Source organism: Streptomyces sp. NRRL S-1813 (genome assembly GCF_000719605.1).
In the GTDB taxonomy this organism is placed as follows: domain Bacteria; phylum Actinomycetota; class Actinomycetes; order Streptomycetales; family Streptomycetaceae; genus Streptomyces; species Streptomyces decoyicus.
On record NZ_JOHB01000010.1, the window covers coordinates 151055 to 178026 of the forward strand.

Here is a 26972-nt window from a genome sequence, read left to right on the forward strand (position 1 = left end):
GCGCCGGCCTCCTGTTGCGGTCGTCGGATCAGGCGGCGGAGAGGACGGAGTGTCCCAGAGACTTCTGGAGGAGCGCGTCCCACCACACCCGCATGATGCGGATGGCCTCCAGGGCGCCCTTGCGGACCTCGTCCATGTCGATCGGCTCGCCGTCGCCGTCCGCGGCGTCCGGGCCGAGGTCCACGAACGCGGCGAGGCCGTCCTTGTGCCCCTGCTCCACGCCGTCCTCCAGGTGGATGTCGTGGAAGCGCTTGATCAGGCTGCCTTCGTAGGCGAACCCGCGACGGTCGCAGATCTCCTTGCAGATCTCGAAGAGGACCTCGTGCTCGAAGATCGCCGCGGTCTCGGTCGCGTAGAGCGAGCCCAGCGCGCGCGAGGGGTCGGGGGCGCACAGCGCGTCGACTTCCGCCAGGAACCGCGTCGTCGGGGGGAACTCCACTCGCTTGTCCATGTCGGTACCCGCCTCCAGCATGCCCTTCTTGTACATCGGGGCGTGGCCGTCCTCCTCGTCCACGTTGCGCTGAAGTTCCACCGAGACGCCGGCGTCGGCCAGCTTCTTGGTGCAGTCCACGGCCTTCTGGAGCAGGACCTTGTTGGCGAAGGAGAACTGGTAATGCTCCATCACCAGCCACTCCAGCGATTCCGTCTCGGCTTGTGAGAGTGCCTTGAACAGCTGGTCCTTCACCGCGTTGGTGAAGGCGTCGTTCTCGGCGTCGATCTGCACGGACAGGCGCTCGGCCATGGCAAGCCTCTTCTCTCTGATGATGGTGAAGGGGACGTGCGACACAGCAGGCACCCGGGGTGGCCCGGTGCCTGCTGTGTCGCAGGTTAGTCATACGCATGACTGAAGAACAAGAGGAAGCCAGAGCTTCAACTCTGCTTCTGAGCTTCATGTTTGACAGCGGGAAAGAGCCGATCTGTTGCGAACAGGTCATTCGTATGACTACGCTCGCCGTCGTTTGGCCGACTACACCCGGAACCCCCACTCCCGAAGCCAGGGAAGTCACATGCCTCGATACGCAATCCTCACCAACGACCTCCAGCGTGACCTGGTCGACAAGAACGAGCAGCGCAAGGCGAACGTGCAGGAGATGACCCCTGCGTTCCAGGAGTTCCTGGCCCGGATGCGGGAGCTTCAGGTCCCGGTGATCCATCTGCAACTGGTCTACGACGAGGACGACAAGAAGATCGAGTACCACGACGGGCGCATCCCCGTGCTGCGCGGCACCCGCGGGGCCGAGCTGCTCCCGGAGTTCGTGGCCCCCGACGACCTCGTCATGGAGAAGAAGAAGGACAGCGGCTTCTTCGAGACGGACCTGCACGACTACCTGCAAAAGAACGACATCGACACCGTGATCATCACGGGGATGCAGGCGCAGGTCTGCATCCAGACGACAGCGGCGGACGCGCACTTCCGCGGCTACAACGTGGTCGTGCCCTCCGACGGGGTCGTCTCCACCCGCGAGGAGGACCGCACGCGGGCCCTGGAATGGCTGGCGTCCTACTGCGCCGTGGTGGCACCGATGGCCGAGGTGGCCCGGCGCATCGGCAGCAAGGAGGACTTCGACTTCTCCGTTGCGGCGCTTCCCTGAGACCTGTCGGAACGCTCGGACGGCCGGGTACGCAATTCCACCGCACACCGCGGGAGCACACCCGGCCCGTCGCCGGCACCGTGATCGTGCCCGGCTCCTGTCGAAGGCTCCCGCGCGCAATCCTTGAGGAGGCGTCCGATGGACGTGGCAGTGTCAGCGGGGGCCCACGCCTGGAACGGGCTCGCGCTGCCCCCTGGCGCACAGCAGGAACCCGATCTCCTCGTCATCGGGGTGCCTTTCGAGGGGGGCGCGGGCGGTGCGGGCGGCGCCTCGCTCGGACCCGCCAGGGTGCGGGAGCTCACCCCCCGCCTCAAGACGACCGACCGTCATGGCCGCGACGCCTCGGCGGTGCGGCTGCGGGACCTCGGCGACATCCCGACCTGGCGGTTCGACCTCCCCCGGTCGATCGCGCACCTCGCCGAGGTCTACCAGAAGGTCTTCCGCGAGGTCACGGTGCCCGTCCTGACCTACGGCGGGGACCACTCGGTCACCTATCCCATCGTGGCCGCGGCGGGCACCGGCCGGCGCCTCGGCCTCGTGTGGTTCGACGCGCACCCGGACGTGCTCGACGGCTACCAGGGGTCCGGGATCTCCCACGGCTCGCCGCTGCGCCGCATCATCGAGGACGGCGCGGTCGCCCCGGAGAACGTGCTGCTGGTCGGCACCCGTGCCTACGACGCGGGCGAGACCGCCTTCATCGAGAAGCACGGCATCCATGAGGTCCGGGCCGCGCACTTCGCGGACGATCCCCGGGCGGCCCGGGAGAGCTACCGGCGACATCTGGCCGACATCGGCGAGCGGGTCGGCCATTTCTACGTCACGCTCGACATCGATGTGCTCGACGCCTCGTGCGTACCCGGCACCGGCACGCCGGTCGCCGGCGGGATCGGCACCGGTGAGCTGCTCGGCCTCATCGAAGACCTGCCCGAGTCCGTACTGGCCTACGACATCGTGGAGTTCGCCCCGGCCCACGACGTCGGCGGCATGACCGGGCACGCGGTCATGGCCCTCACCACCGCGTACCTCGCCCGCATCGCGGCCCGAACCCACGGACCGGGCGCACCGCCATCCCCCGGACACCCCGTGGCGAATCCGCCCCGACTCCCCGAGGAGTGACGCCTTGGACGTCATGACGGCCATCCTGACGCGGCGCAGCAGCCATCTGCTCAGCGCCCCGGCCCCCACCGACGCGGAGTTCACCTATCTGCTGGGAGGCGCGGCCACCGCCCCCGACCACGGCTCGCTCCGGCCGTGGCGGTGGGTCCTGTTGCGCGGCGACGGCCGCGAGGCACTCGGCGACTGCCTGGCCGCCGAGGCGCCGCCGGGCCGGCAGGAGCGGACCAGACGGAAGATGCTGCGCTCTCCGCTCAAGGCGGTGCTGATCTTCATGCCGCGTCTGGACCACCGCGTCCAGGAGTGGGAGCAACTGGCGGGCACCAGCTCGATGGTGTACGCGATGATGATGCTGCTGCATGCCCGCGGCTACGGCAGTATCTGGCGGACCGGAGCGCTGTGCCGTAGTGAGGGCGTCCGTGAACTCCTGGGGCTGTCGCCCGCCGAACGGGTGCTGGGCTCCCTGGACATCGGCACGCCCGACGAGCAGGCGCGGCTCCTGCGGCGGCCCCGCGAGGACGTGGCGGCCAAGGTCTCGGCCTTCCCCGGCGCGGCCGCCACGGCCTCGAAGGCGAGCGACGTCGCCGGTCCCTGACCGCGTGGGCCGAGCGGGCGCCCGGTCGGCGAGGACCGCCCGAAGACTCGACCCAGCCGGTCCCGACCGGATGAGAAAGGCAGAGCGCACCAGTGGAACCCAGTGACGAGTTGACGCCGTCGCACGAACGGCCGCATCCGCCCGAGCAGGGCCCGGCCGCCTGGGCCCGGCGCGCGGCACGCAGCGTTCCTCCGGGGCGGGCGGCCCGCACCTTCCTGCTGGTCGCCTTCGTCGACGCCGCGGGCCGTGGCATCTTCCTCGCGGGCTCCGCGCTCTTCTACACACAGGTCATCGGGCTCACCAACGCGCAGGTCGGACTGGGGCTGTCGATCGCCGGCCTGGTGGGACTGGTGTGCGCCATTCCCATCGGCTGGCTCGCGGACCGGTTCGGTGACGGGCCCGTCCTGGTGGCGCTGCAACTGTGGCGTGCCGCGGCGTTCCTGGTCTATCCCCTGGTCGACGACTTCGGGTTGTTCCTTGTGGTGGCCTGTCTGGTCGGCGCGGTGGAGTGGGCCGCGATGCCCATCATCCAGTCGGTCGCGGGAGCCACCAGCGAGGAGGGCTCCATGGTGGAGGCCATGGCCGTGGTCGCGGTGGCCCGCAACTCCGCGTACGCACTCTCGGCCTTGGCCGCCACGGCCGTGATCACCTGGGCGTCCCCTCGCGCCTATGTCGTCTTCGTACTGTTCAACGCGCTGGGATTCTTCGTCTCGGGGATGCTGCTGCTGAGACTGCGACTGCCGCGCCGGGCGGTGGATCACCGCTCGAAGGAGTCGGCCGGGTCGAAGCTGCTGCCGTTCAGGGACGTGCGGTTCCTGCTGCTGTCCGTCACGAACGGGATCCTGTACGCCCATATGCCGATCCTGTCCGTGGCCTTCCCGCTGTGGGTCGTCACCCGTACCGATGCGCCGCGCGCCCTCGTGGGTGTGGCGCTGACCCTCAACACCGTGATGGCGGTGATGTTGCAGATTCGGCTCAGCAAGGGCGGGGACGACCTCGAGCGCGCGGGCCGCAAGCAGCGGCTCGCCGGGCTGGCGCTGGCCGCGTTCTGCGTGCTCGTCGCGTTCACCCGGTCCGTGGACGGACTGACGGCCACGGTCCTGTTGTTGCTCGCCGCGGTCGCGCTGACACTGGGCGAGCTGTGGCAGTCGGCGGGCGGCTGGGGGATCTCCTACGGGCTCGCCCCCGAGGCCCAGCGCACCTACTACCTGAGCGTCTACCAACTCGGGGCCACCGGGTGCACGGTTGCGGGGCCGGCGGTGCTGGTGATGGCCGTCGTGGACGTGGGCCCGGCCGGCTGGGCGGGGCTGGCGGCCTTGCTCGCGCTCACCGGCCTGGTGACCCCCGCGCTCACCCGGCCGCCGCGCCAGAAGGCAGCGGTCGCCCCGGCTCCGGCCGACTGATCCGCTGCCGGGCCCCCGTGGCCGGGCCCGCGTGAGCGGGCCGTAACACCGTCATGGAGCGGCCGTACACCGTCACCGTCATGAAGCGGGAGTGTGCACCTGCTCGTCGGCTCGTCGCGCCGTCCTCTTCCGGTCCCGCCCAAGGGTGGTGACGTCGGCCACCACGACGAGGAGGGTGGCGGCCACGGCGAGCACGGCACCGACCAGGTTGGGCGAGGCGTAGCCGAAGCCTGCGCCGATGGCGGCGCCGCCGAGCCAGGCGGCGAGTGCATTGCCGACATTGAGCGCGGCGACATTCGCGGCCGAGGCGAGAGTGCGCGCCTCGGAAGCCACCTGCATGATGCGGTGCTGCAACGTGGGAATCGCGGCGGTCCCGCACAATCCCAGCAGCGTCAGGGTGATCACAGCAGGTGTCCGGAAATGGATGCTGTAGGCGAAGACCGCGAGCAGCACGGCCAACACGATGAGCGTGCCGTGCAGCGTTGCGACCGGGAATTTACCGGCAAGATGTCCGCCCAGAAGATTTCCGACGGACATCCCGATGCCATAGAGCATGAGAATCACCGTGACGGCACTCGGCGCAAAACCGCTGACCTTGACAAGCATCGGCTCGATGTAGGTGAAGGAGGCGAAAATCGCTGCGGAAACCAGCATGGTGACGGTGAGAGTGATCCACACCTGTTTCCGGCGGAAAGCACCCAATTCCGCGCGGAGACCACCGCCCGAGGGGCGCGGTTGCGCGGGCAGCAGTACAAGAATGCTGAGGAGTCCGACGAAACCGATCAGTGCCACGCTCAGAAAAGTGGTCCGCCAGCCAAAATGCTGGCCGATAAGCGTTCCCAGCGGTACCCCGAGAATCGTCGAGACGGTCATGCCGCTGAAAATCAGGGAGATGGCGCTCGCCCGCCGGGCCGGGGCGACGAGGTCCGCGGCGGTGACAGCCGCGACGCCGAAGAACGCCCCGTGGGCGAGTGATACCAGCACGCGGGCGGACATCAGCAAGCCGTACCCGGGGGCGACACCCGCGAGGAGGTTGCCCACGACGAAGACGGCCATGAGGAGCACGAGGACAGCCCGACGGGGGAAACGGGTGGTCAAGGCGGCCAGCGGCAGCGCACCGGCCACGACGCCAAGGGCGTAGCCGGAGACCAGATAGCCGGCCACGGGCACGGAGACGGACAGGTCGGCCGCCACATCCGAGAGCAAGCCCATGATCACGAACTCGGTCGTGCCGACCGCGAAGGCGCTGATGGCCAGGGCGAGGATTGCCAGGGGCATGAAAGAAGAAACTCCTTCGGCGGGGAGGTACTGCGTGCGTGTCAGGGGCGTCGGCGGGCCCGTCAGTGCCGTGGTGGCCCCACGGAGGCCCGCTCGACGAACTCGACCGGCATGACCGTCTTGGCCATCACGGTGTCGTTGCGCAGGAACTGCTCCATGCCCAGGCGCCCCAGCTCATGGGCGGGAAGGCGCACCGTCGTCAGGGCGGGCACCATCAAGGAGGCGAGGGGCAGGTCGTCGAATCCGATGACGGACAGATCGCCGGGGATGGACAGCCCGAGGCCGTGCGCGGCGGAGTAGGCACAGGCGGCCAGGTTGTCGTCGTCGCAGATGACTGCCGTCACCGAGCTGTCGTCGCGCAGCCTGGCCAGTATCAGTTCCCGCGCCCGCGCACCGTCGAAGGGAACGGCCAGGCTCCGCCCCCGCACGCGGCGGTGCGCCCCGAGCCGGCTGCCGAAAGCCTCGGCGCGCTGCGCGAACGTCCAGGCGTCACGCTCCGCGCGGACATGCAGGATGTCCCGGTGCCCCAGCCGGACGAGGTGGTCCACGGCGGAGCGCATCCCGGCGCCGACGTCCATGGTGACCGAACAGATGCCGGCGTCCGGGTCGCTGTCGAGGGCGACCATGGCGACGCCGTCCCGCAGCACGTCGATGCTCCCGGCGGATACGGCACAGGCGAGAACGCCGTCGATGGCTTGCCGGGGAGAGGGGAACGGCCCCTTCCCGTCCTCGCCCTGGAGCGGGTAGACGATCACCCCGATCCCGTGGTCGGCACCGACGCGGGCCGCTCCGCTGTGCACATCGGCGAAATGTGGGTTCGTCAGGGACGGCACGACCAGCATCACCGTGCCGGTCCGGCCTAATCGCAGATTGCGCGCCGAGAGATTGAGCCGATAACCCATATCGGCCGCCGTATCGAGGACCTTCTTCGCCATTTTGGCCGAGATGCGACCACGCCACTTTCCCGCCATCACCAACGAGACGGTGGTCTGCGACACGCCAAGCGTCCGTGCCAAGTCCTTGCTTGTCATTTGATGCGCGTTAACCGGTGCGTTCCCTGCCCTGTGGAGTCCTTCAGACAACGGTCCCTCAACTCTTGTGCGAACTGCGGACGTTCAGCTTCCGTTAGATCTTGCGCCGGACATCATACGTATGATCTGGTAGCGCACATCATACGTATGATGCGGTTGCTCAACCAGAGATAACAGTCAGCGACATTCGGCGCATGGAGATGTCAATGGAATCGGCCGTCACCGTGTATTGCGGAGCCTCACTCGGAGAGCACCCCGCCTACGCCGACGCAGCACGTCAATTAGGTCAGTCTTTGGCCCGGTCCGGAATGAACTTGGTCTACGGCGGGGCCTCCACCGGCCTGATGGGGTGCGTGGCGGACGCGGCACTCCTCGGCGGCAGCCGCGTCACCGGAGTGATCCCGCAGAGCCTCGTCCGGTACGAGGTCGCGCACACCGCCCTCACCGACCTTCGCGTCGTCCAGACCATGCATGAACGCAAGGCGCTGATGGCCGAGTTGGGAGACGCCTTCGTCGCGATGCCGGGCGGCTTCGGCACCGCGGAGGAACTGTTCGAGGTCCTGACCTGGGCCCAGCTCGGACTGCACTCCAAGCCGTGCGCCCTGCTGAACACCAACGGTTACTACACCCCGCTCCTGAGGTTCCTGGAGCACGCCGCCGACGAAGGCTTCGTGCACCGGCGCTACCTCGGCAACGTGATCGTCGAAGACGATCCGCACGTCCTGCTTTCCCGGCTCGCGAGCCACCGTGCGCTGCCGCATCTGTTCGAAGAGGTGGCGGAGGCATGACCACGGCACCCCGCCCGGCTGCCACGGACGCCCGTTCCAGGCCCTCCGGTGCCCCTCCCCCCGCCCCGGCACTCGCCGTGTTCGACCTCGACGGCACCTTGCTTCCGGAGACGACCTCGTGCCGGGAGATCGCCCGGGTGGTCGGCAGGCACACGGACATACACGACCTGGAAGCGGCGTACGGCCGGGGCGAGATCGACAGCCGCGCCTTCGCGGTCAGCGCTCTGCGGTGCTGGAGTGCAGGCGGCAAGAACGTCTACCGCCAGGCGTTCGACGCCGCACGCTTCCTCCACGGCATCCAGGACTGTCTGGCGTGGCTGCGCACGCACGGGGCGACAACCGTCCTGGTCACGATGTCGCACAGGGAGTTCGCCGAGTGTCTCGACGGCTTCGACCTCATCTTCGCGTCCGACTACCCCGACGACATCCTCAACCCCGAGGACAAGCCGCTGATCGTCGAGAAACTTCGGACCGACCTGGGCATCACGGCCGACGACGTCATCGCCTTCGGTGATTCGACATCCGACCTGCCGCTCTTTCGCACCCTCCGGCGCACGGTCGCCGTCAATGCCTCCCCCGCCCTCACGGCGCTGGCCGCGCACCACTACCAGGGCGACGATCTGCGCGGGGCGCTGCGCCTCGTCTGCCCTGACGCGGAGTTCACCTCATGAGCGCGCACCACCCGCCCGGCCACGCCGCACCCTCCTCCACGACGGCCGCCTCGCCCGCTCCCGGTGCCGGCACCGTCACCGCCGTCTGCCGGTCCTTCGCCGAGGACTTCCCCGGCGGGCTCGGCGCCCTCCACGACGCCCTGAGCCGACGGGGCCTGACCACCGGGACACACGGACGGGTCGACGGGCGGTTCCCCGACGGTGAGCTGTGTGTGGACCTGCCCGGGGACCCCACCGGGGCGCACGTGATCATCCACCAGTCCCTGACCGGACCCGCCGAGCAGGTCGACCAGTCGGCGATGGCACTGCTGGCCGTGGCCCGCGCCTACCGGGAGCACGGGGCCCGGAGGGTGACCGCCGTCGTCCCGCACCTCGCCTATGCGCGCCACGACCGGCACGTACCCGGCGAACGCCGCCCGATCATGGCCGGCTTGCTGGCACAGCTCGCGGCGACGGCCGGTATCGACCAGCTCATCACCCTGGCCTCGGGCGCCCAGGACCGTCTCGGACGACTCGGCGAGCCGATGGACCTGGTGCAACTCCCCCCGGATGCGGCGCTGATGTCCCTGGTGCACCCCTGGGTCGTGCCCGGCCGTACGGTGCTCGTGGCCCCTGATGCGGGGGCCGCCGACCAGGTCCGCCGGCTCGGTGACCGGCTACGGCTTCCGGTGATCACCGCCACGAAACGCCGCACCGGCCCGGACTCCGTCACCGCGACCCTCACCTCGTCCGCACCCGGCCCTGCCGACCGCGCCATCATCGTGGACGACCTGATCACCAGTGCGGGAACGATGCTGGCGGTGGCCCGGCTGGCACGGGCGGAGTCCGACGGGTGCCAGGTGCTCTGCGCGGCGACCCATCTGCGTCCCACCCCCACCGGAGAACAGCGGCTGGCCGCTGCCCTGCGGGACGGAACGCTGCACCGCGTGCTCACCACCGACGCGGCGGGCCACCGCCCCCGTATCCCCGGTGTCGACATCACCGCCGTCCTCCCGCTGATCGCCGACGCCGTCGCCGAACAAGTCCTCCCTGCCCACTCTCCTTTAGCGGAAAGGCCCACCGCACATGCAGGCTCCCACTGAGCTGCTCGATACCGCTCCCCCGAACACGCTGAGCCCGGCCTTGTCCATGTCCGTGGTCTGCCTCGACCAGACCCGGCTCGGTGAACACGTCGCACAGTTACGGACGTTGGGGATCAGCCGGCTGCACGTCGACCTCATCGACCCGGCCTTCGCCCGGAACGTCGGACTGCCCCTGGAGACCATCAGCGACCTGGCGGCCACCTGCGGCCTGCCGATCGACGTCCACGCGATGCTGGCACGCCCCGGTGACCTGCTGGAGCAGGCCGCGGCACGCGGGGCAGCCACCATCTGCGTCCACCAGCGCACCGTGACCCCCCAGGTCCTGGCCTGCTTGCAGCGCATCGCCGCCGGGCCCGCCGAGGTGGGCCTGGTCATCGACCCGGGCGAGGGACTGGACCGTGCGCTGATCGAGCAGCTGGCCCCCGCCCAGCTGACGGTGATGAGCGTCGAACCGGGCGGCGTGGGACGGCCGTTCCGCGACGAGGCCCTGCTCACCCTCGCCGAGGCCGCCGAGCTGCGCGCCCGCGGAATCGTCCAGCGGGTCGAAGCCGACGGGGCGGTCGGACCGGACACCGTCGCACGGCTGGTGTCCGCCGGGGCCGGCCAACTCGTCCTGGGCAGCACGGTCTTCCCGCGACGCGGCCCGAACGGCAACCGCCTGGACGAACTGGCCCTGGCGCTCACCGCCCTCTCGCCCGCCTGACCTCGGGCACCCCCTCATCCCCGACCGATCGTCCCCGACCGACGAAGATCAAGGACCGTTGCTCATGACGCTCACTCACACCATCACCATCGGCGACGTCCGCCGCGAGCTGCCGATCGTACGGGTGGCGGACGATGCCCGGATCGCCTTCCTCAAGCTGTACGGCGACGTGGAACTCACCGTCGCCTGCGCACGCGCACTGGCCGAGCGGATGCCGGCCGACGTCGATGTCATCGTGGGCCCCGAGACCGGGGGCATCCTGCTCGCCCACGAACTCGCCGAGCACTCCGGGCGTCCCTACGTGATCGCCCGCAAGAAGCTGCGCCCCAACATGGTCAAGCCGCTCCGCGTCCCGGTACAGAGCATCGGAACCCCGGGACAGCAGGAACTCTTCCTCGGTGAGGACGACGCGGCGCTCATCGAGGGCCGCCGGGTCGCCGTCGTCGACGAGGTCATCAGCAGCGGCGGCACCCTCAAGGCGCTCCACGAACTCGTCGCCGCGGCCGGCGGGACGGTGCAGCAGGTGCTGACCGTGGCCACCGAAGGGGAGCGCAGGCCGGACGTCGAGTCGCTGCTGCATCTGCCCGTCTACACGGATTAACGCCGCCCCGCTCGCTGCTAGCTGCTCACTGCTCGCTTCCGTACGCCTTCCCCCCGGATCCTCACCCGTACCCCATACGAACACCTAGGAGTTGCACGATGACGCCCACCCTCCATGCAAGCGAGGTCGCAGACATCGGCCTCGCCGGCCATGGCGAAGGACTGTGCGACTGGTCGGCCCAATCGATGCCCATCCTGGCGCGGATACGCGAGCGTTACGCCGTCGAGAAGCCCTTCCAGGGCAAGCGCATCGCCATCGCCGTGCACATCACCACCGAGACCGCCAACCTCGCTCTGACCCTCCGGGCCGGCGGCGCCGAGGTCTTCCTGTGCGCCTCCAACGTCCGGACGACGAACGACGCGGTAGCCGCCTACGCAGCCCGGCAGGGCGTGTACGTCTACGGAATCCAGGGCGAGGACCGCGAGACCTACTCCACACACTGCCACCATGTCCTGGACGCCCGCCCGCACCTCGTCATCGACGACGGCGCGGATCTGACCGGTCTGCTGCACGGCGCGCGCAGCGATGCCGCGTCCGACGTCATCGCGGGTCTGGAGGAGACCACGGCCGGCATCCAGCGCATTCGCAGCCTGGAGGCCGACGGGCTGCTGCGGTACCCCGTCGTCGCGGTCAACGAGGCACGCACCAAGCATCTGTTCGACAACCGCTACGGCACCGGACAGAGCACCATGGACGCCATTCTGCGGCTGACGAACACCTTGGTCGCCGGCTCACGGGTGGTCGTGGCCGGTTACGGGATGTGCGGAAAGGGCGTCGCGGCACGGGCCCGCGGTATGGGCGCCGATGTCCTGGTGACCGAGGTGGACCACGTCCGGGCCCTGGAGGCCGTCATGGACGGGTACCGGGTCATGGAGATGGACCGCGCCGCGGAACTGGGCGACATCTTCATCACGGTCACCAGCAACAAGAACGTGCTCGGGGCGGAGCACTTCGCCCGCATGCCGGACGGCGCCCTCGTATGCAACTCCGGCCACTTCGACGTGGAGATCGATGTGCCGGCACTGCGCGCCGCGGCGCTCAAGCACACCCAACCCCGTCCCGGCATCGACCAGTACACGCTCGCCGACGGCCGGCGGATCAACCTGCTCTCCGCCGGGGAGGTGGTGAATCTCGCCGCGGCCGAGGGCAACCCGGCGACGTTGATGGACATGTCCTTCACCAACCAGGTCCTGGGCTGTGAGTACCTCCTCAAGAACGCCGCGGACCTGGACCGCCGCGTCCACACCCTGCCCGCGGACATCGACAACGAGGTGGCACACCTGAAACTCCAGACGCTGGGCGTCGACATCGACACCCTGAGCGAAGAGCAGTTCGCGTACCTGCACTCCTGGGATCAGGGCAGCGCCTGAGGGGGCCCGCCCTACGACACGGGCCGCGGCGGCACGAGGGGGCAGCACCAGCGGGTCGCGGCAGCCGGCTGGTCGGCTGCCGCGTCCGGGCAGCGGATCGGCAGGTCGGCTGCCGCTGCGGCCCGGATCAGCCTTCGTCGTCCTCCGCCCTGCGCTCGCCTTCCGCCTGGGACGGCTGGGTGCGGACCGTCGCGGGGTGTCGCTGCTCGGCCGGGTCCCTGTCCTCCTCCAGCCTCTCGCCCTCGGCCTGCGACGGAGTCGGGTACTCGTCGTTCTGCCTCATGACCGCCTCCGCAGTCGGTACAAGTGCATACAAACCGAGCCTAACGCCCAGGTCGTTCGACGGCCTGGGCTGCGAGGACGGCTCCGGAGCGGCTGACAGCGGCCCGACCTGGCGTGTCAGGCACGCTTGGCGGTGAACGGGCCGCCGGAGCCGAAGGCCAGGGCGGCGAAGCGTTCGCCGATGCGTCGGTGCGTGGCGGCGTCCGCGTGGAGCTGGTCGGGCAGCGGCAGTTCGGCGAAGTCCGCCTCGCCGTAGAGGTCGCGGCCGTCGAGGTAGTGCAGGTTCGGGTCGTCGGCTGCCCGCTGCTTCACGAGGCGGGCCAGTTCATCCCGGATGACGTTGAGGGTCAGCTTCCCGCCGGCCCGTTCCGCGGGATCGCCCGCGGCCCTGAACTGGAGCTTTCCCGCGCTGAGGTTGCTGAAGTCCGGGGCGCTGGGGCCGGGTGTGTCCTCGTGGATCGGGCACAGGAGGGGTGAGACGACCAGGAGCGGAGTGCTGGGGTGTCCCTCACGGATGGTGTCGAGGAAGCCGTGCACCGCGGGGCCGAACGCGCGCAGGCGCATCAGGTCGGCGTTGACGAGGTTGATGCCGATCTTGACGCTGATCAGGTCCGCGGGGGTGTCGCGCAGGGCGCGGGCGATGAACGGGTCGAGCAGGGCGCTGCCACTCAGCCCCAGGTTGGTCAGTTCCACGCCGCCCAGGGAGGCGGCCAGCGCGGGCCACGTGGTGCTGGGGCTCGCGGCGTCGGAGCCGTGACTGATCGAACTGCCGTGGTGCAGCCACTTCTTGTGGCCCGCATCGGGCAGGGGCTCGACGGGGGCGTCGGTGCGCAGGGCGACGAGCTGGGTGATCTCGTTGTGCGGCAGCCAGATCTCGACGTCCTTGACGCGGTCCGGGAGCCCGGTGAACCGGAGGGTGCCGGCCGGGCCGGGCCGGGATTCCGCGGATCCGGTGGTCAGGTCCACCATCAGGACGTTCCCGCCGGTCACGCTGGCCTGCCCCGCCGGCCGGCCGTCGACGAGCAGGTCGTACAGGCCATCGGGGCGGGGCGGAGCACCCTGGTACGCGTTCTTGGTGCGGAGTGCGTCCAGCTCGATGGCGGTGGCCCGTGTGCGGAACACCAGCCGTACGCCGGAGGCCTGGGCCTCCGCCATCGCCAGCAGCCAGTCGGTGCACTGGGCACGGGCACGGGCGGGCAGCCGGTGCGGCAGCACCCCGTGTTCGGTGTGCTCCAGATCCAGGGCGCCGCGCAGGAGGCCGGCGGTGAGGGGGGTGGTGATCCAGTCGGCCACCTGGGCCGCCGAGGCCGTCGCGGGGTCACCGGGGGCGTCGTCGAGCCAGTCATTCATGGTGGCATTCTGCGGGCCGGATGCAGGGCCTGCCCAATGATTTTCCGCCCCCGGTCACCTGTGCACCGTCGGCACCCTCAGCGGCGGGGGCGAGGTTCACCCTTCCGTGTGCTGCGCCCTAATTCGAACATGTGATGCAATCTGGGAGTGACGCCTTACGCCTTCCCCGACGACCTCCTGCGGGCCCAGCGCGACTGGTACACCGCGTACCGGCAGCTCGCCCAGGAGGAGAACCCTTCCCAGACCACGGTCCTGCGCCGCACGCTTCAGCGGCTCTCCGTACGGATCGCTACACACCCGTACTGGGCGACCATTCCCGGCCGGGCCCCGGCTGCCCGGATGGCGCTCAAGCAGCAGACCTGGGAGCCGGAGCAAGCATCTGAAGAGGCCCGACGGTGACCGCCTACGTGACCGACACCCAGGAGCGGATCGCGCGGGTGCTGCGCGAGCTGACCGACGGCGCCGGGTATCCGCCGTCGATACGGGAGATCGCGGGCGCGGTCGGACTGTCCGGCTCGACGGTCGCCTACCACCTGCGAGCTCTGGAGCGCCACGGGATCGTCAGCCACACCCCGCACCGCAGCCGCTCGTACCAGATACGGCGATAGACGAGACGGGGCCGCGTCCGGCTGATCCCGCGGCATGGCCCCGCGCCCGTACCGCACAGCTCCCCCTGCGGATACGGCCACCAAGGCCGATGCGCAGCGGCAGGCATAATCCGGCCGTGGATGCGAAGACGAAGGCGGACGGGATACAGGCGGGCCAAGTGGTGCCCGGCTTCAAGTCGGACCGGCCCGTGGAATGGTCCATGCGCCCCGCGGAGCCGGCGGACGTCGAGGCTATTGCGGAGCTGCGGGCCATGGTGATGCGCCCGGACCTGGAGCGGTTGGGCCGGTTCGACGAGCATCGGGTCCGGCAGCGGCTGCGGGACTCCTTCTCCCCGCGGCACACCTCGGTCATCTTGGCCGGTGGCGCCTTCGCGGGCTGCGTCACCTTGCGGCCGGCCGAGGACGGGCAGTGGCTGGAGCATTTCTATCTCGCCCCAGGAGTCCAGGGCCGGGGGCTCGGTTCGGCCGTCCTGCGCACGCTGCTGGACCGGACCGATGCCGACGGCCTGCCCGTCCGCCTGAACGTCCTCCAGGGCAGCGCCGCCCGGCAGCTGTACGAGCGCCACGGGTTCACTGTGGAGGTTCAGGGCCCGATCGACATCTACATGGTGCGGCTGCCGGGCGCGGGCGCCCTCGGAACGTGAAGAGGGCGACGGGCGTTCATGGGGAGCGTTTACGGCCGTGCAGGCCTCACTGGGTGAGGATGGTGATCGTTCCGGTGCCGCCTGCTCGTTGGTTCGCGGCCTCGGCCTCTTGGTAGGTGACGTAGTGACGCATGGTGCCGTCGGGCAGGGTCAATTGGTAGCCGACGATGGCCTGAGGGACTCCCCCGCCGCAATTGCATGGCATGGCTGTGGTCCTTTCGCGTTGTGGTTCTGCGGCGCTCCGGGAGGCGCCGCTCAACGGACAGGCAGGAAGGCGCTGGTGGTCAGTCCAGCCACCGTGAAGCGACTCCCGCCAGGTAGGAGAGCGTCAGAGCGGTCGCCGGCACCTGGAACCACGGAGAGCCTCCGCAGCAGGAGGCGTACAAGGCTGTGGGCATGGCGACCCAGATGCTCGTGCACCATCCGCAGCTGACCAGATATGCGGCTCTGGAGTCGTCACCGAAGTGAGCGCCGATCCATGATCGGAACCCCGCCGCCAGCGTGTCCTTGGTGAGGAAACGGGTGACGCGGCACGTGACTCCGAGGGCAAGAAGGAACGCGGCAAGGCTCATGGAAAACCATCCACTCTCCGACGGGGTTCAATACGGGGTGGCGCGGGCTCGGCGGGCACCCGGATGATCCGGGATACGTCCGACCGGCCGCCCCGGCCGACCGGGCGCCGACCGGTCACACCGGTGGGAAGCAGGGCGCCAGGGTGCCGGTCGCCTGGATCGTGGCGCCGCCGACGGTGGCGACCGCCGTGTAGCTGCCGGCGCTGATCTGGAGCAGGGACAGGCCGGCATTGAGGGTGGCGACTCCACTGGCGTTGGTCACCGCCGTGCCCACCGGCAGGCCCGAGACGAAGAAGGTGACCGTGACACCCGCTTGCGCCGGCGTGAGGGTGGCCTTCAACGTCGCCGTGAACAGGTGCGGCACCGGGAAGGGCAGGTTGACCCGCCAGCAGGCGGGCGACGCCTGCAACGTGGGGCCCGTCTGTCCGCCCACAGTGATGATGACGGGGGCCGAGACGACGCCGGTGCACGCACACGCAGTACCGGCCGGCGCGGTGACCGTGGCGGCCACCGTGGCAGGCCCGGCAGTGTTGAAGGTCAGCGAACCGGCCGCGATACCGGCCGCGTTGGTGGTGACCGTCACCGGAGCCGCACCACCGGTGAAGGTGACCGAGGCACCCGCGACCGGCAAGCCGTTGCAGGTCACCACGGCGGTCACGGACGTCGGCCGACCGACGACCACCGGCCCGGCCACCGGCTGGATCGCCACCGAGCAGGTGAGCACGGGCGGCACGATGACGGTGATGGGTGCCAGCGTGCAGGCGGGGCAGGACCCCTCGGCCGCAGTGAAGCTGACGCCCACGGTCTGGCCTGCTGTCAGTGCCACGCCCAGGCTGGTCGGCACCACCACGCCGTTGATCACGGTCGCGGTGACCGTGACCCCGCCGGGGAGGGTGTAGGTCAGTGTTCCGTTGATGGACAGGAGGCCACCGCTACAGGTGATGATGGTGGTGGCCGTCGTGAGCCCCCCGATCGGGGTGATCAGCGTCGTGGTCAGCGTTCCGGCCGGCGCAGGGGTGACGGTCACCGTGCCGTTCTCAGAGCCCACTGCGGCGCTTGTGGCATCGAGGTACACCACGGAAACCGTCTGGGCTCCGGACCCGACGGCCGTGAACGTGGCCGGCCCGGCCGCACCGGCGACCACGGGCAACGTCTGTGCGGGTGCGCCGTCATAGGTGAAGACAGCTTGCGTGGCCGTACCGGGAGCGCCGGTGACGCTGACGATGAATGGCTGGCACGCCGCGACCGTGGTGGGAACGATGATTACTGCCATGGAGAAGCCCCTTTGAGGAGAATCGGGAAGGGGGCTGCCACAGCGGCCGCACCTACGGCGCAGCTCGCGAATCCACCTGCCGGGGTGCCCATAAAGCGCAACAACGATCCGTCAAAAGATCGCTGCTCGACTCCCCGACAGAGGATGGGCACCCCACAATCGGTACGACTATTAGAGCCACGGCGGTGGCTCCGGGCCATACCGGCTTCCCGGATTCCCCCGTACGGCAGAGCGCGCGTTGTCAGGCCGCATGAACTCCCGTGCGGGTCCCTGGCGTTGTGCCCAGGTTCACCCCGGCGCGCACGACCGTCGGCCGCCTGACCGCCCTTCCCCATGGCCATCGCGCACAGCAGAGCTACCCGTCCGCGCGGGCCGCCGGCGCTGCCGGGAGAGCAAGCGCGAAGGCCGCCGCACCCAGGAGCGCCACGAGGTGGGCGCCGTGGCCGGGCCGCGTGGGCCGGTTCAGGTGCGGGCGCAGTCGGGGCACCGGCCCCGGTAGGTCATCTCCACCTCGGAGATGGTGAAGCCGAACCGCTCGGAGGCGGGCAGATCGGCCAGTGGGTCGCCGCCGGGGTGGACGTCGCGCACAGTGCCGCAGTCGGAGCAGACCAGGTGCTGGTGAGGACGGTGGGCGTTCGGGTCGTAGCGCTTGGCGCGGCCGTCGGTGGCCACCTCGCTCACCTCGCCGAGCGAGACGAGTTCGCCGAGGGTGTTGTAGACGGTCGCGCGAGAGATCTCCGGCAGCCGGGCGGTGGCGCGCGCGAGCACCTCGTCCGCGGTGAGGTGGACGTGGTCGCCGTCGAGTACCTCGGCGACCACCCGGCGCTGGGCGGTCATCCGCCAGCCACGTCGGCGCAGCCGGTCCCGCAGGTCGCTCATGCCCACCAGCCTCACTGTGCGTCGTCCGACGGATGGATCTGTACGGATCTGGTTGGTGTATTGACTTGGATTTAGTCCATCGTAGGATCGGTTCCGGCGACAGCCAAGGGACAGGACAACAGCAGGGAAAACCCGTGACCGTACAGGAGACGGGTCCGCTCACCACCGAATCCGGTGCCCTGGTCGCGGACCACCAGACCGGCGAGCAGGCGGGCGTCAGCAGCCCGGCGCCGGTCCAGGACCAGGTCCTGCCGGCGCAGCCTGCCCACCTCACCCGTGAGCGCATCGACCCCGCGTGCGACGCCGGCGGCCGGGCGGAAACCGCCCCGACGCCAAGAGGTCGCCTCCGGGATGCGCGATCGGGCAGGCCGCATTTCCCTTCGAGCCATGTAATCCGCGCATGAGGTCCTCCGCTCGCGCACCACGGCGCGATGTGTCCCGCATCGGACCGGTCCGCAGTCCGGCCCGGTCCGGCAGACGCGCCGGCGACGACCACCACCCATATGTGCCGGTCGTGCGGTGTCGTCGCTGACGTCGACTGCGCGGTCGGCGTGGCACCTGTTCCTGACCCTGTCCGACACCCACGGCTTCTCGATCCACGAGGCCGAGGTCTTCCACTGGGGCCTGTGCCCCGACTGTTCCACCGGCCGCAATTTTTGAGCACCGAGTTCCGCACAGTTCGGAAGGATTGCCATGACTGACAACCACGACGCAATCGTCACAGACCCCAAGCCCGAGGAGGCGGGGGGCTGCCCGGTCGCGCACGGTCGCGCCCTCCACCCGACCCAGGGGGGCGGCAACCGTCAGTGGTGGCCGCAACGGCTCAATGTGAAAATCCTCGCCAAGAACCCCGCCGTGGCGAATCCGTTGGGCGAAAAGTTCGACTACGCCGAGGCGTTCAAGAGCCTTGACCTCCCGGCAGTGAAACGGGACATCGCCGAGGTGCTGACGACCTCGCAGGACTGGTGGCCGGCCGACTTCGGTCACTACGGCCCGTTCATGATCCGGATGGCGTGGCACAGCGCGGGCACGTACCGCATCAGCGACGGCCGCGGCGGCGCCGGTGCGGGCCAGCAGCGCTTCGCTCCGCTGAACAGCTGGCCGGACAACGCCAACCTCGACAAGGCCCGCCGTCTGCTGTGGCCGGTCAAGAAGAAGTACGGCCAGAGCCTTTCCTGGGCGGACCTGCTGGTCCTGACGGGCAACGTCGCTCTGGAGTCCATGGGCTTCGAGACCTTCGGTTTCGCCGGCGGCCGCGAGGACGTCTGGGAGCCGGAGGAGGACGTCTACTGGGGCCCCGAGACCACCTGGCTCGACGACCGGCGCTACACCGGCGACCGCGAGCTGGAGAACCCCCTCGGCGCGGTCCAGATGGGCCTGATCTACGTCAATCCGGAGGGCCCGAACGGCACCCCGGACCCCATCGCCGCGGCCCGCGACATCCGTGAGACGTTCCGCCGCATGGCGATGAACGACGAGGAGACCGTCGCCCTGATCGCCGGCGGCCACACCTTCGGCAAGACCCACGGCGCGGGCCCCGCCGACCACGTCGGCCCCGACCCCGAGGCCGCCACGTTCGAGGAGCAGGGCCTCGGCTGGAAGAGCACCTACGGAACCGGCAAGGGCGCCGACGCCATCACCTCCGGTCTGGAGGTGACCTGGACCACCACACCCACCCAGTGGAGCAACGGCTTCTTCGACAACCTCTTCGGCTACGAGTGGGAACTCACCGAGAGCCCGGCCGGCGCCCACCAGTGGAAGCCGAAGGACGGCGCGGGCGAGGGCACGGTGCCGCACGCCCACGATTCCTCGAAGAAGATCGCCCCGTCGATGCTCACCACCGACCTGGCGCTGCGCTTCGACCCGGTCTACGAGCCGATCTCCCGCCGCTTCCACGAGAACCCGCAGGAGTTCGCGGACGCCTTCGCCCGCGCCTGGTACAAGCTGACCCACCGCGACATGGGTCCGAAGTCGCTGTACCTGGGCGCGGAGGTCCCGGAGGAGACCCTGCTGTGGCAGGACCCGCTGCCCGAGGCCGAGGGCGAGACCATCGACGCCTCCGACATCGCGGCGCTGAAGGCCGAGCTGCTCGACTCCGGCCTGACCGTGTCCCAGCTCGTCAGCACCGCATGGGCGTCGGCCTCGACCTTCCGTGGCAGCGACAAGCGCGGCGGTGCCAACGGTGCCCGCATCCGCCTCGAGCCGCAGCGCGGCTGGGAGGCCAACGACCCCGACCAGCTGGCCCTCGTGCTGCGCTCGCTGGAGGGTGTGCGGCAGGAGTTCCACGCCGCCTCCGGTGCCAAGAAGGTCTCCCTGGCCGATCTCATCGTCCTCGGCGGCGTGGCGGCCGTGGAGAAGGCCGCGAAGGACGCGGGCGTCGAGGTCCAGGTGCCCTTCACCCCGGGCCGGGTCGACGCGACCGAGGAGCACACCGAGGCCGAGTCCTTCGAGGCGCTGGAGCCGGCCGCGGACGGGTTCCGTAACTACCTCGGCAAGGGCAACCGCCTGCCGGCCGAGTACCTGCTCCTCGACCGGGCGAACCTGCTCACCCTGAGCGCCCCCGAGATGACGGCCCTGGTCGGCGGCCTGCGTGTGCTGGGCGCCAACCACCAGCAGTCGTCGCTCGGCGTCTTCACCACCACCCCCGGAACTCTGACCAACGACTTCTTCGTCAACCTGCTCGACCTGGGCACGACGTGGAAGGCGACCTCCGAGGACGCCCACACCTTCGAGGGGCAGGACGCCGCCACGGGCGAGGTCAAGTGGACCGGCACCCGTGCCGACCTCGTCTTCGGCTCGAACTCCGAGCTGCGCGCGGTCGCGGAGGTCTACGCGAGCGACGACGCGAAGGAGAAGTTCGTGAACGACTTCGTCGCGGCGTGGCACAAGGTGATGAACCTGGACCGGTTCGACCTCGTCTGATCATGACGTCCGGGCCGGCCCGTACCGGCCGGCCTGGACGTTCTCCGTCCGAAGGGCCGGTGGCGCGGTAGCGCGGCACCGGTCCTTCGGACTGCCGGGCTCGCCTTCCGCCCTACCGGGCTCGGAGGAACTCCCGGGCTCCACGCAGCCGGGTGCGGACGCGCCCCTGTGTGACGCTGCTGTCGAGGCGGACGTCGAGGGCCCCGGGGATGAGGGTGTCGGCCCGGCGCCCGGCCGGCAGCCGGGTGCCGTCGATCCCGTCGCGCCGGGCGATGAGAACGCCGAGTTCGTGACGGCTGAGGGCGTCCGCTCCGGCGACGTGGAACATCCCGGCACGGTCGGACACCGCGAGCTCCCGCAGCGCGGAGGCCAGATCTTCGACATGCACCGGGCAGCGGATGTCGTCGGTGAACAGGACGCCGTCGTGTGGGTCGGCAGCCAGGGCGTGGACCATGCGCTCGTGCCCGGATCCGCCGTGCCCGATGATCAACGAGGTGCGGGCGACCGCAGCGGTCGGCGCAAGCAGCCGCACAGCGGTCTCGGCGGTGGCCTTTGCCGCGCCATACGGGGTGACCGGGTCGGGCAGGCACATCTCGTCGTAGTGCACCCGGGAGCCGGAGAACACCGCGTCGCTGGAGACGTGGACCAGGCGGCAACCGCGTTGCGCCGCGGCCATCGCCACGCGGATCGAGCCGTCGGCGGTGACCGCCCAGTCGCTCCCTCCGCTCGTGGCGTTGATGACGGCAGCGGGGGCGACCGCGGCCAGTACCTCGTCGACCTGCCCGGGGGCGCGAAGGTCGAGCCGGTGCCACGCGGCTCCGGGAAGGCTGCCGGGCCGGGAACAGTAGGTCGCGGCCGTCTCCCAGCCCGCGGCCTTCGCCTGGCGCACGAGTTCCGTCCCCAGGAACCCGCTGCCGCCGATGATCAGCACCTTCATGGCGCCCCACGGTAGGACACCCGCTCCCCCGGTCACCGGTTGTCCCGGCTTCCGCACGGCAAGGCCGGCGTACCGGCTCGCCGACCGGGCTCATGGCAGGAGGAAGTCCCGTACGAGGCGGCCGACTTCTTCCGGTGCCTGGAGGTGCAGCATGTGCCCGGCCTCCCGCACCCGGGCGATGCGCAGACCCGGCGGACCGTCTTCCCGTAGCGCTTCGAGCCCGTTCCGCACTCCGGCCACCAGTGCCTCGTTCAGCTCCCGGAAGGGCGCGGGCAGCCGGTCCAGCAGCGGTGTCCGCCCACCCAGCACGAGGAGCGTGGGACAGGCCGCCTCGCGCACGGCGGGTGAAGGTGTCCCAGCCCTCCAGCGGCTCCATCAGCGCCGCTTGTGCCGATGCGGCGGGCTTGCGCCGGTAGCGGCCGTCCTCCAGTGGCTGGAGGGAACAGGTCATAGGAGACCAGCCGCATACCGGTCAGATGCGGCCGCAGGCGCTCCCAGTCGAGCAGGGTGCGGTTCGCACCGTGACAGAGCACGACGTCCGGGCCGTCACCACCGTGGTCCGCCACGGCGAGGTCCCCGGCCGGCCCGGAAACGCGGAGGTGCGGTGCGTGGAGGTGCGGTGCGTGAAACACAGGATCTCCTCTTCTCGGCAGGTGCCGGCCACGCCGCGACCGGCGATTTCCCCGTAGCCCTGCGCGCCTCAAGCCGGGCCGGGAAACTTCCTGACTCAACTTCCTAACTATGCTAGTTTAATGCCTAGAGGTTCTAGGTTATAGATCGTAAGCCTGGGCTGACGTGTACGGAGGTGCCAGATGGTGCGCGCGGGCCTTACTGCGGCCAAAGTGACGGAGGCGGCCGCGGAGTTGGCGGACGAGGCCGGGCCCGACGGGCTCACGGTGTCCGCTCTGGCGAGGCGCTTGGGCGTCAGGGACGCGAGCCTCTACTCACATGTGAAGAACCTGCGGGACCTGCGCGTACGCATCGCCCTGCTGGCTTCCGTCGAGATGACCGACCGCATCGGCTCCGCCGTGGCGGGGCGGGCGGGCAAGGACGCGCTCATCGCCTTCGCCGACACCTACCGGCGGTACGCGCTGGACCACCCCGGCCGCTACGCGGTGAGCCAGATGGGGTTCTCCCCCGAGGAGGTCGCCGACTCCGCGGGACTCCGCCGCAGCGTCGAGCTGACCTACGGCATGCTGCGCGCCTACGGCCTCACCGAGCCGGACCTCACCGACGCGGCACGGATGCTGCGCAGCACCTTTCACGGCTACATCCACCTGGAACTCAGCGGCGGCTTCGGACACCCCCGAGACGTGCAGGAGTCCTGGACGCGCTCGCTCGAGGCGCTCCATGTGCTCCTGGAGAACTGGCCCGCCCGACCCGATCGGAGCAAGTGATGCCCCCACCCACGACCGGCACCCTCACGGTTCCCGGAGCCACCCTGCGCTACGAGAAGCGCGGCAGCGGCCCCGTACTGCTGCTGATACCGGGCGGCGCCGCCGACGCCGGTGTGTACGAGGGCATGGCGCCGGACCTGGCCTCCCGGTACACCGTGGTCTCCTACGATCCACGCGGACTCTCCCGCAGCTCCCTCGAAGAACCACTGGCCGACCAGCGGGTGGAGGTGTGGAGCAACGACGCCCACCGGCTGCTCTCCGCGCTGGCACCGGACGGGGATGCCTGCGTCCTGGGCAGCAGCTCGGGCGCCGTCGTCGCCCTCGACCTGCTGGCCCGGCATCCCGGGCAACTGCGCCGGGTGGTCGCGCACGAGCCGCCGCTGGTGGAGCTCCTGGACGATCCCGCCCCGCACCGTGCTCTCTTCGCCGAGGTGCGCGAGACGTTCCGTATGCACGGCGCGGGTCCCGCAATGGCCCGGTTCAGCGAGGGTCTCGGCGGCCGGCCCGCGGAGCCGGCGACGGAACTGCCGCCCGAAATCCAGGAGATGGCGGCCCGCATGCACGCCAACCTCCCGGTCTTCCTGGAGCACATACTGTGCCCGTTCACCGCGACCACCCCGGACCTCCCGGCGCTGCGCGCCGCCGCCCACCAACTGGTCCTCGCGGTGGGGCGCGATTCCCGTACCCAGGAGCCGCTGTACGGACCGGCCACCCGGCTGGCAGCACTACTGGGCCGTCCGGCCGTCGAATTCCCCGGTGGCCACGTCGGATGCACCGAATATCCCCGGGAGTTCGCCGAACAGCTGCTCAGGGTGCTCGACCGGGACCGGGAACTTTCGTCCGGGTCGTCGAGTGAACCGGAGGACGATGGCCGCGCGGTGTAACCCGGCCAGGCAGAGGGGGTGGCCGCCCTCGGCCCCACTCACTCTCCGTACGCAGCCCGCGCCCGAGCGTGGCTTCCTGGTGCGAACGTCCTCCCTCACCGAGTGCGACCATGGGAGGAAAGGCCTCTACTCACGGGCTCTGCGGGGCGTTCCGAGTCGTCACGGGCGTTCCGGGTCGTCACGGACGGTCACGGATGGTCCGGTCGACGCCCCGGGCCGGTTGACCCGTGGCTTGGCATGCGTGCCGGTGGAGGCTGACGCACGGGCGACCGACGGAGGTGGCCATGGCAGACGAGGCATTGGCCCGAAAGCTCATCGGTCGCTATCTGGAGGAGCGCCGGGACGAGGCCGTGTCGCGGCTCGGCGCCCCCGAGGCGAAGGGTTCGGCTGAGCGGGCATGGGAGAAGTGGTGGTCGACCGGGGAGCTCGACCACGAAACCGCCGCACGGGTACTGATGTGGGCGACCGATCGTGCCCGGCAGGCCTCCAGGGCCCGCCGCGACGTCACCTACCGGCTCATCCGGGCTCAGTTCGAGCGTCATGCACTGGTTCAGTGGCTGGCCGAGCACGGCGACGACCCCGCGCCGCCGGCTCCACGGCCGGGACATGCGGCCGGACCCTCACCGGCGCCCCATCCGCTTGGTGCACAGAGGAACCCGCTCCGGCTCTCGATGTGTTCATCCCCGCCCCCTACCGTCCGCTAGCACGGCGGGCACATCGCCACACGGCAGGTCAGGACCAGGTCCGGCGCCTCTGCCGCAGGGCTGGTCGCCGGGCAACTACGAACCGGAGACCGCCCGTTCGGCGGTGCCGCCGGGATGCTGACCGCGCATCCCCTCTTCGCCGCGGACAGCCACCACACCCGAACCACGCCGACGTTCCGCTCCGCCGCCGCGAACTGTCCGTCATCCGCGACCGTCCGCGCGCCCAAGTCGTCAGCGGGCCGGAGAGACTCACGGTGGCAGGAGACCAGAAGTGAGCATCGCCGCCTGAATCCTCAAACACCGGGGCGACCGGGTACATCATTGGCCTGGACGCCCGAGGGGACCTGACAGAAGAGCGGAGTGGCATGTGACACGGATACTGGTCATCGGCGGCGGGATCGCCGGTGCGGCGACCGCGCTGGCCCTGCACAAGGCAGGATTCGACGTCGCCGTGCACGAGGCGCATCCCGACACGGCCGGGGACATCGGGGCGTTCCTGACCTTGGCGAGCAACGGAATGCGCGCGCTGGCGCAGCTCGACGCCTCGGATGCGGTCACCGCGCTCGGTTTTCCGCTGCGCTCGATGCGTGTTCTCGACGACCAGGGTGGTGAGGTGGCCCATGTCCCCTTGGGGGAGGCCGATGACGCGCTCCTGCGGTACCGGTGCCTGCGCCGTGGCGAGTTGAGCGCTGCCTTGCAGGCCGAGGTCATCCGCCGGGGAATCGGGCTGTCGCACGGGGCGCGACTGGTGTCCGTGGAGAACGGCCCGGACGAGGTGACCGCGCGCTTTGCCGACGGCAGCGTCGCAACCGGTGATCTGCTCGTCGGCGCAGACGGCCTGAACTCGATCATCCGGCGGTCGATCGCCCCCGGCGCAGAGCCCGTCTACGCAGGGCAGAGCGTCTTCTACGGCTACACGCGCAGCGCCCCGGTGGCGGAGGAGATGGGGCACATCACCATGGTGCGGGGCAGCACCGCTGCCTTCGGCTGTGCGGTCTCGCCGGACGGGGAGGCGTACTGGTTCGCCCGCGTCGCCGGTCAAGCCATCCCCGCCGATGAACTCGCACACCCCGCGCCCTCCCGTTGGCGGGAGCAGCTCGTCGAGTTGCTGCGCCACGACGCCACCCCCGCTGCGGGCATCGTCGCGGCCTCCACCGACGGCATCATGGCCACCAACGCCACCGAGATCCCGCTCGGAACCCCCTGGCGCTCCGGGCGCACGCTGATCGTCGGTGACGCAGCGCACGCGGCTTCACCGGCGACGGGGCAAGGGGCCTCGATGGCCTTGGAGGACGCCGTCATCCTCGCCAAGTCCCTGCGGGACACGCCCGATGTGGACAGCGCCCTCTCACTCTACGAGGCATGCCGTCGCCCACGCGTGGAGCACAACATCACCGCCAGCGGAGAGATCTCCCGCGGCACCCGCACCCCTCCGCGCACCGGCCGGGCACCGTCGCCTCAGCGTCCCGGCGACGACACCCTGGCCCTCCAACTGGACTGGGGCCTCGATATGAACGCCGTCTCCGGCAACGCGGACTGAGCTGGACAGCCAGGTCACGTTGCCATGCCCCCGGCCCGGCTGTGTTCCCCCTCGCGCGGTGGTCTGCACTGAGCTGGTGTGTGTTGCGGTCGGGTTGTGGGGTTCCCAGGCCATCTTGGGGGCAAGGCGAGCAACCCTCTTGTCGCGCCTGGTCCGGACACTTCACCGGGCAGCGGAAGGTTTCCAGGTCAGTCACACCACCGCCGCGCGGAGGGTCAACCACGGGATGAGGAACCCTTGACGAAGGGCGACCGGCGCTCCGAAGTTCTGGGCCGAACGCCCCGCGGGCGGCGGTACCTTCCACCACAACTGCGTCCAGGTCGTCGGCGAGGGCGAGTGTGAGCCCCGCCCGCACACCGATTCCCGGAACCTCTGCCGGTACGCGGCTGTGCTCTACCCCAACCCCTGGTTCCCAAGGATTGCGGAACCAGCTTCTGCCGGCAGAGCCTGCCGGGCGGCACCCTCGGCGGCAACCAGGTGGCTCCTCCGCACAACAACCTGGTCGACGCCCTCGGCACCCGCTTCGTCACGCCGGACTCCTTCATCGAGGACGTCCGCATCCCGCACCGCGCCAACCGCCTGCTGCTCCACTCCGCCAACCTGATCCACACGGCGACCCGTTACTGGGGCACCACCCTGCTGGAGAAGCGGATGACGGCGGTCTTCTTCTGGATGGCCTGACGCCCGCCCCGACGCTCCATGCGTCTTTGCCGCGTGCACAGCCGACCCGGGGCCGGCGCATACCCGTGGCCG

At 70.0% G+C, this 26972-nt stretch carries 30 protein-coding genes and 1 pseudogene; 21 read left to right on the forward strand and 10 right to left on the reverse strand.

The features are described 5' to 3' along the window. Positions 1-28: 28 nt before the first annotated feature. A complete protein-coding gene (locus IF67_RS0117330; protein ID WP_030986607.1) occupies positions 29-742 on the reverse strand; it encodes a DUF3865 domain-containing protein in 714 nt (237 codons plus the stop codon). A gap of 265 nt (positions 743-1007) precedes the next feature. On the opposite strand from IF67_RS0117330, the gene IF67_RS0117335 reads away from it, so the two are divergent. From IF67_RS0117335 to IF67_RS0117350, 4 genes are all read left to right on the forward strand, one after another. After that, the gene (locus IF67_RS0117335; protein ID WP_030986609.1) at positions 1008-1592 is read left to right on the forward strand and encodes an isochorismatase family cysteine hydrolase; all 585 of its coding nucleotides are present in this window, start codon (positions 1008-1010) and stop codon (positions 1590-1592) included. Positions 1593-1730: 138 nt separating this feature from the next. Next, entirely contained in the window at positions 1731-2708 is a 978-nt protein-coding gene (locus IF67_RS0117340) for an arginase family protein (protein ID WP_078889481.1), read from the forward strand. A 13-nt stretch (positions 2709-2721) separates the two neighbouring features. Next, a complete protein-coding gene (locus IF67_RS0117345) occupies positions 2722-3300 on the forward strand; it encodes a nitroreductase family protein (protein WP_234341173.1) in 579 nt (192 codons plus the stop codon). A 92-nt stretch (positions 3301-3392) separates the two neighbouring features. Further along, positions 3393-4703 (forward strand): MFS transporter, encoded by a 1311-nt coding sequence (locus tag IF67_RS0117350; protein WP_051818168.1) that lies wholly within the window; start codon positions 3393-3395, stop codon positions 4701-4703. A gap of 78 nt (positions 4704-4781) precedes the next feature. On the opposite strand, the gene IF67_RS0117355 is transcribed toward IF67_RS0117350, so the two are convergent. Next, positions 4782-5981, reverse strand: coding sequence for an MFS transporter (locus tag IF67_RS0117355; protein ID WP_030986619.1), 1200 nt, complete (start codon positions 5979-5981; stop codon positions 4782-4784). A 62-nt stretch (positions 5982-6043) separates the two neighbouring features. After that, the gene (locus tag IF67_RS0117360) at positions 6044-7012 is read right to left on the reverse strand and encodes a LacI family DNA-binding transcriptional regulator (RefSeq protein ID WP_030986621.1); all 969 of its coding nucleotides are present in this window, start codon (positions 7010-7012) and stop codon (positions 6044-6046) included. A gap of 206 nt (positions 7013-7218) precedes the next feature. Here IF67_RS0117360 and IF67_RS0117365 point away from each other — a divergent pair, with 206 nt between their 5' ends. From IF67_RS0117365 to IF67_RS0117390, 6 genes are all read left to right on the forward strand, one after another. Next, positions 7219-7800 carry a TIGR00730 family Rossman fold protein gene (locus IF67_RS0117365; RefSeq protein WP_234341175.1) on the forward strand — a complete coding sequence of 194 codons (582 nt, stop codon included), beginning with the start codon at positions 7219-7221 and terminating at the stop codon, positions 7798-7800. Continuing rightward, positions 7797-8471 carry an HAD family hydrolase gene (locus IF67_RS0117370; RefSeq protein WP_051818171.1) on the forward strand — a complete coding sequence of 225 codons (675 nt, stop codon included), beginning with the start codon at positions 7797-7799 and terminating at the stop codon, positions 8469-8471. The genes IF67_RS0117365 and IF67_RS0117370 overlap by 4 nt, the downstream gene beginning before the upstream one ends. Then, entirely contained in the window at positions 8468-9553 is a 1086-nt protein-coding gene (prs, locus tag IF67_RS40335) for a ribose-phosphate diphosphokinase (protein ID WP_051818174.1), read from the forward strand. Before IF67_RS0117370 ends, prs begins: the two co-directional genes overlap by 4 nt. Then, positions 9537-10256 carry a hypothetical protein gene (locus IF67_RS40340; RefSeq protein WP_051818177.1) on the forward strand — a complete coding sequence of 240 codons (720 nt, stop codon included), beginning with the start codon at positions 9537-9539 and terminating at the stop codon, positions 10254-10256. The genes prs and IF67_RS40340 overlap by 17 nt, the downstream gene beginning before the upstream one ends. Positions 10257-10320: 64 nt before the next feature. Continuing rightward, positions 10321-10857: a phosphoribosyltransferase family protein gene (locus IF67_RS0117385; RefSeq protein WP_030986631.1), complete on the forward strand. Its 537-nt coding sequence runs from the start codon at positions 10321-10323 to the stop codon at positions 10855-10857. A 98-nt stretch (positions 10858-10955) separates the two neighbouring features. Continuing rightward, on the forward strand, positions 10956-12227 hold the full coding sequence (locus IF67_RS0117390) for an adenosylhomocysteinase (RefSeq protein ID WP_030986632.1): 1272 nt from the start codon (positions 10956-10958) through the stop codon (positions 12225-12227). 127 nt (positions 12228-12354) lie between these two features. On the opposite strand, the gene IF67_RS44260 is transcribed toward IF67_RS0117390, so the two are convergent. Together IF67_RS44260 and IF67_RS0117400 are read right to left on the reverse strand one after the other, a co-directional pair. Then, positions 12355-12510 (reverse strand): hypothetical protein, encoded by a 156-nt coding sequence (locus IF67_RS44260; protein WP_199812739.1) that lies wholly within the window; start codon positions 12508-12510, stop codon positions 12355-12357. Positions 12511-12626: 116 nt separating this feature from the next. Then, positions 12627-13859, reverse strand: coding sequence for a GDSL-type esterase/lipase family protein (locus tag IF67_RS0117400; protein WP_030986633.1), 1233 nt, complete (start codon positions 13857-13859; stop codon positions 12627-12629). A 147-nt stretch (positions 13860-14006) separates the two neighbouring features. Here IF67_RS0117400 and IF67_RS39265 point away from each other — a divergent pair, with 147 nt between their 5' ends. The 3 genes from IF67_RS39265 (at position 14007) to IF67_RS0117415 (ending at position 15111) form a co-directional block, all read left to right on the forward strand. Further along, on the forward strand, positions 14007-14258 hold the full coding sequence (locus IF67_RS39265; protein WP_030986635.1) for a hypothetical protein: 252 nt from the start codon (positions 14007-14009) through the stop codon (positions 14256-14258). After that, positions 14255-14467: a LexA family protein gene (locus IF67_RS0117410; protein WP_030986638.1), complete on the forward strand. Its 213-nt coding sequence runs from the start codon at positions 14255-14257 to the stop codon at positions 14465-14467. The genes IF67_RS39265 and IF67_RS0117410 overlap by 4 nt, the downstream gene beginning before the upstream one ends. A gap of 200 nt (positions 14468-14667) precedes the next feature. Beyond that, the gene (locus IF67_RS0117415) at positions 14668-15111 is read left to right on the forward strand and encodes a GNAT family N-acetyltransferase (RefSeq protein ID WP_030986639.1); all 444 of its coding nucleotides are present in this window, start codon (positions 14668-14670) and stop codon (positions 15109-15111) included. Positions 15112-15157: 46 nt separating this feature from the next. On the opposite strand, the gene IF67_RS44265 is transcribed toward IF67_RS0117415, so the two are convergent. From IF67_RS44265 to IF67_RS0117435, 3 genes are all read right to left on the reverse strand, one after another. Next, positions 15158-15316, reverse strand: a complete 159-nt coding sequence (locus IF67_RS44265) for a DUF7196 family protein (RefSeq protein WP_199812740.1) — start codon at positions 15314-15316, stop codon at positions 15158-15160. A 482-nt stretch (positions 15317-15798) separates the two neighbouring features. Next, positions 15799-16956, reverse strand: a complete 1158-nt coding sequence (locus IF67_RS0117430) for a hypothetical protein (protein ID WP_234341150.1) — start codon at positions 16954-16956, stop codon at positions 15799-15801. A 462-nt stretch (positions 16957-17418) separates the two neighbouring features. Beyond that, positions 17419-17835: a Fur family transcriptional regulator gene (locus IF67_RS0117435; RefSeq protein WP_030986644.1), complete on the reverse strand. Its 417-nt coding sequence runs from the start codon at positions 17833-17835 to the stop codon at positions 17419-17421. 134 nt (positions 17836-17969) lie between these two features. Between IF67_RS0117435 and IF67_RS46280 the strand changes: the two genes are divergently transcribed. The 3 genes from IF67_RS46280 (at position 17970) to katG (ending at position 20757) form a co-directional block, all read left to right on the forward strand. Next, positions 17970-18239 (forward strand): hypothetical protein, encoded by a 270-nt coding sequence (locus IF67_RS46280; protein ID WP_420708674.1) that lies wholly within the window; start codon positions 17970-17972, stop codon positions 18237-18239. A 115-nt stretch (positions 18240-18354) separates the two neighbouring features. Continuing rightward, complete coding sequence (locus IF67_RS46285) at positions 18355-18495, forward strand: hypothetical protein (RefSeq protein ID WP_420708675.1); 141 nt, start codon at positions 18355-18357, stop codon at positions 18493-18495. Between the two features lie 33 nt (positions 18496-18528). After that, positions 18529-20757: a catalase/peroxidase HPI gene (gene katG, locus IF67_RS0117450; protein ID WP_030986647.1), complete on the forward strand. Its 2229-nt coding sequence runs from the start codon at positions 18529-18531 to the stop codon at positions 20755-20757. A gap of 112 nt (positions 20758-20869) precedes the next feature. Here katG and IF67_RS0117455 read toward each other — a convergent pair whose 3' ends face one another. Both IF67_RS0117455 and IF67_RS0117460 read right to left on the reverse strand, forming a co-directional pair. Further along, a complete protein-coding gene (locus tag IF67_RS0117455; RefSeq protein WP_030986649.1) occupies positions 20870-21694 on the reverse strand; it encodes an SDR family oxidoreductase in 825 nt (274 codons plus the stop codon). Between the two features lie 90 nt (positions 21695-21784). Further along, positions 21785-22033 (reverse strand): alpha/beta fold hydrolase, encoded by a 249-nt coding sequence (locus IF67_RS0117460; protein ID WP_030986651.1) that lies wholly within the window; start codon positions 22031-22033, stop codon positions 21785-21787. A 473-nt stretch (positions 22034-22506) separates the two neighbouring features. Here IF67_RS0117460 and IF67_RS0117465 point away from each other — a divergent pair, with 473 nt between their 5' ends. From IF67_RS0117465 to IF67_RS39275, 5 genes and pseudogenes are all read left to right on the forward strand, one after another. Further along, positions 22507-23091: a TetR/AcrR family transcriptional regulator gene (locus IF67_RS0117465; protein WP_030986652.1), complete on the forward strand. Its 585-nt coding sequence runs from the start codon at positions 22507-22509 to the stop codon at positions 23089-23091. Then, positions 23091-23975 (forward strand): alpha/beta fold hydrolase, encoded by an 885-nt coding sequence (locus IF67_RS0117470; RefSeq protein ID WP_037839488.1) that lies wholly within the window; start codon positions 23091-23093, stop codon positions 23973-23975. Before IF67_RS0117465 ends, IF67_RS0117470 begins: the two co-directional genes overlap by 1 nt. Positions 23976-24259: 284 nt before the next feature. After that, positions 24260-24679: a hypothetical protein gene (locus IF67_RS0117475; RefSeq protein WP_030986657.1), complete on the forward strand. Its 420-nt coding sequence runs from the start codon at positions 24260-24262 to the stop codon at positions 24677-24679. A 367-nt stretch (positions 24680-25046) separates the two neighbouring features. Continuing rightward, positions 25047-26219, forward strand: a complete 1173-nt coding sequence (locus IF67_RS0117480; RefSeq protein WP_030986659.1) for an FAD-dependent oxidoreductase — start codon at positions 25047-25049, stop codon at positions 26217-26219. 241 nt (positions 26220-26460) lie between these two features. Beyond that, a pseudogene (locus tag IF67_RS39275) lies at positions 26461-26900 on the forward strand (hypothetical protein); the annotation flags it as partial. Positions 26901-26972: the final 72 nt, after the last annotated feature.

Coding starts and splice junctions, on each gene's coding strand:
- prs (WP_051818174.1), top strand. CDS start 8,468: ATGAGCGCGCACCACCCGCCCGGCCACGCCGCACCCTCCTCCACGACG.
- IF67_RS0117365 (WP_234341175.1), top strand. CDS start 7,219: ATGGAATCGGCCGTCACCGTGTATTGCGGAGCCTCACTCGGAGAGCAC.
- IF67_RS0117340 (WP_078889481.1), top strand. CDS start 1,731: ATGGACGTGGCAGTGTCAGCGGGGGCCCACGCCTGGAACGGGCTCGCG.
- katG (WP_030986647.1), top strand. CDS start 18,529: ATGACTGACAACCACGACGCAATCGTCACAGACCCCAAGCCCGAGGAG.
- IF67_RS0117330 (WP_030986607.1), bottom strand. CDS start 742: ATGGCCGAGCGCCTGTCCGTGCAGATCGACGCCGAGAACGACGCCTTC.
- IF67_RS0117345 (WP_234341173.1), top strand. CDS start 2,722: ATGACGGCCATCCTGACGCGGCGCAGCAGCCATCTGCTCAGCGCCCCG.
- IF67_RS0117400 (WP_030986633.1), bottom strand. CDS start 13,859: ATGAATGACTGGCTCGACGACGCCCCCGGTGACCCCGCGACGGCCTCG.
- IF67_RS0117430 (WP_234341150.1), bottom strand. CDS start 16,956: ATGGCAGTAATCATCGTTCCCACCACGGTCGCGGCGTGCCAGCCATTC.
- IF67_RS0117455 (WP_030986649.1), bottom strand. CDS start 21,694: ATGAAGGTGCTGATCATCGGCGGCAGCGGGTTCCTGGGGACGGAACTC.
- IF67_RS0117355 (WP_030986619.1), bottom strand. CDS start 5,981: ATGCCCCTGGCAATCCTCGCCCTGGCCATCAGCGCCTTCGCGGTCGGC.
- IF67_RS0117415 (WP_030986639.1), top strand. CDS start 14,668: ATGCGCCCCGCGGAGCCGGCGGACGTCGAGGCTATTGCGGAGCTGCGG.
- IF67_RS0117470 (WP_037839488.1), top strand. CDS start 23,091: ATGCCCCCACCCACGACCGGCACCCTCACGGTTCCCGGAGCCACCCTG.
- IF67_RS0117475 (WP_030986657.1), top strand. CDS start 24,260: ATGGCAGACGAGGCATTGGCCCGAAAGCTCATCGGTCGCTATCTGGAG.
- IF67_RS44260 (WP_199812739.1), bottom strand. CDS start 12,510: ATGAGGCAGAACGACGAGTACCCGACTCCGTCGCAGGCCGAGGGCGAG.
- IF67_RS40340 (WP_051818177.1), top strand. CDS start 9,537: ATGCAGGCTCCCACTGAGCTGCTCGATACCGCTCCCCCGAACACGCTG.
- IF67_RS0117465 (WP_030986652.1), top strand. CDS start 22,507: ATGGTGCGCGCGGGCCTTACTGCGGCCAAAGTGACGGAGGCGGCCGCG.
- IF67_RS0117335 (WP_030986609.1), top strand. CDS start 1,008: ATGCCTCGATACGCAATCCTCACCAACGACCTCCAGCGTGACCTGGTC.
- IF67_RS44265 (WP_199812740.1), bottom strand. CDS start 15,316: ATGCCATGCAATTGCGGCGGGGGAGTCCCTCAGGCCATCGTCGGCTAC.
- IF67_RS0117385 (WP_030986631.1), top strand. CDS start 10,321: ATGACGCTCACTCACACCATCACCATCGGCGACGTCCGCCGCGAGCTG.
- IF67_RS0117435 (WP_030986644.1), bottom strand. CDS start 17,835: ATGAGCGACCTGCGGGACCGGCTGCGCCGACGTGGCTGGCGGATGACC.
- IF67_RS0117390 (WP_030986632.1), top strand. CDS start 10,956: ATGACGCCCACCCTCCATGCAAGCGAGGTCGCAGACATCGGCCTCGCC.
- IF67_RS0117370 (WP_051818171.1), top strand. CDS start 7,797: ATGACCACGGCACCCCGCCCGGCTGCCACGGACGCCCGTTCCAGGCCC.
- IF67_RS0117360 (WP_030986621.1), bottom strand. CDS start 7,012: ATGACAAGCAAGGACTTGGCACGGACGCTTGGCGTGTCGCAGACCACC.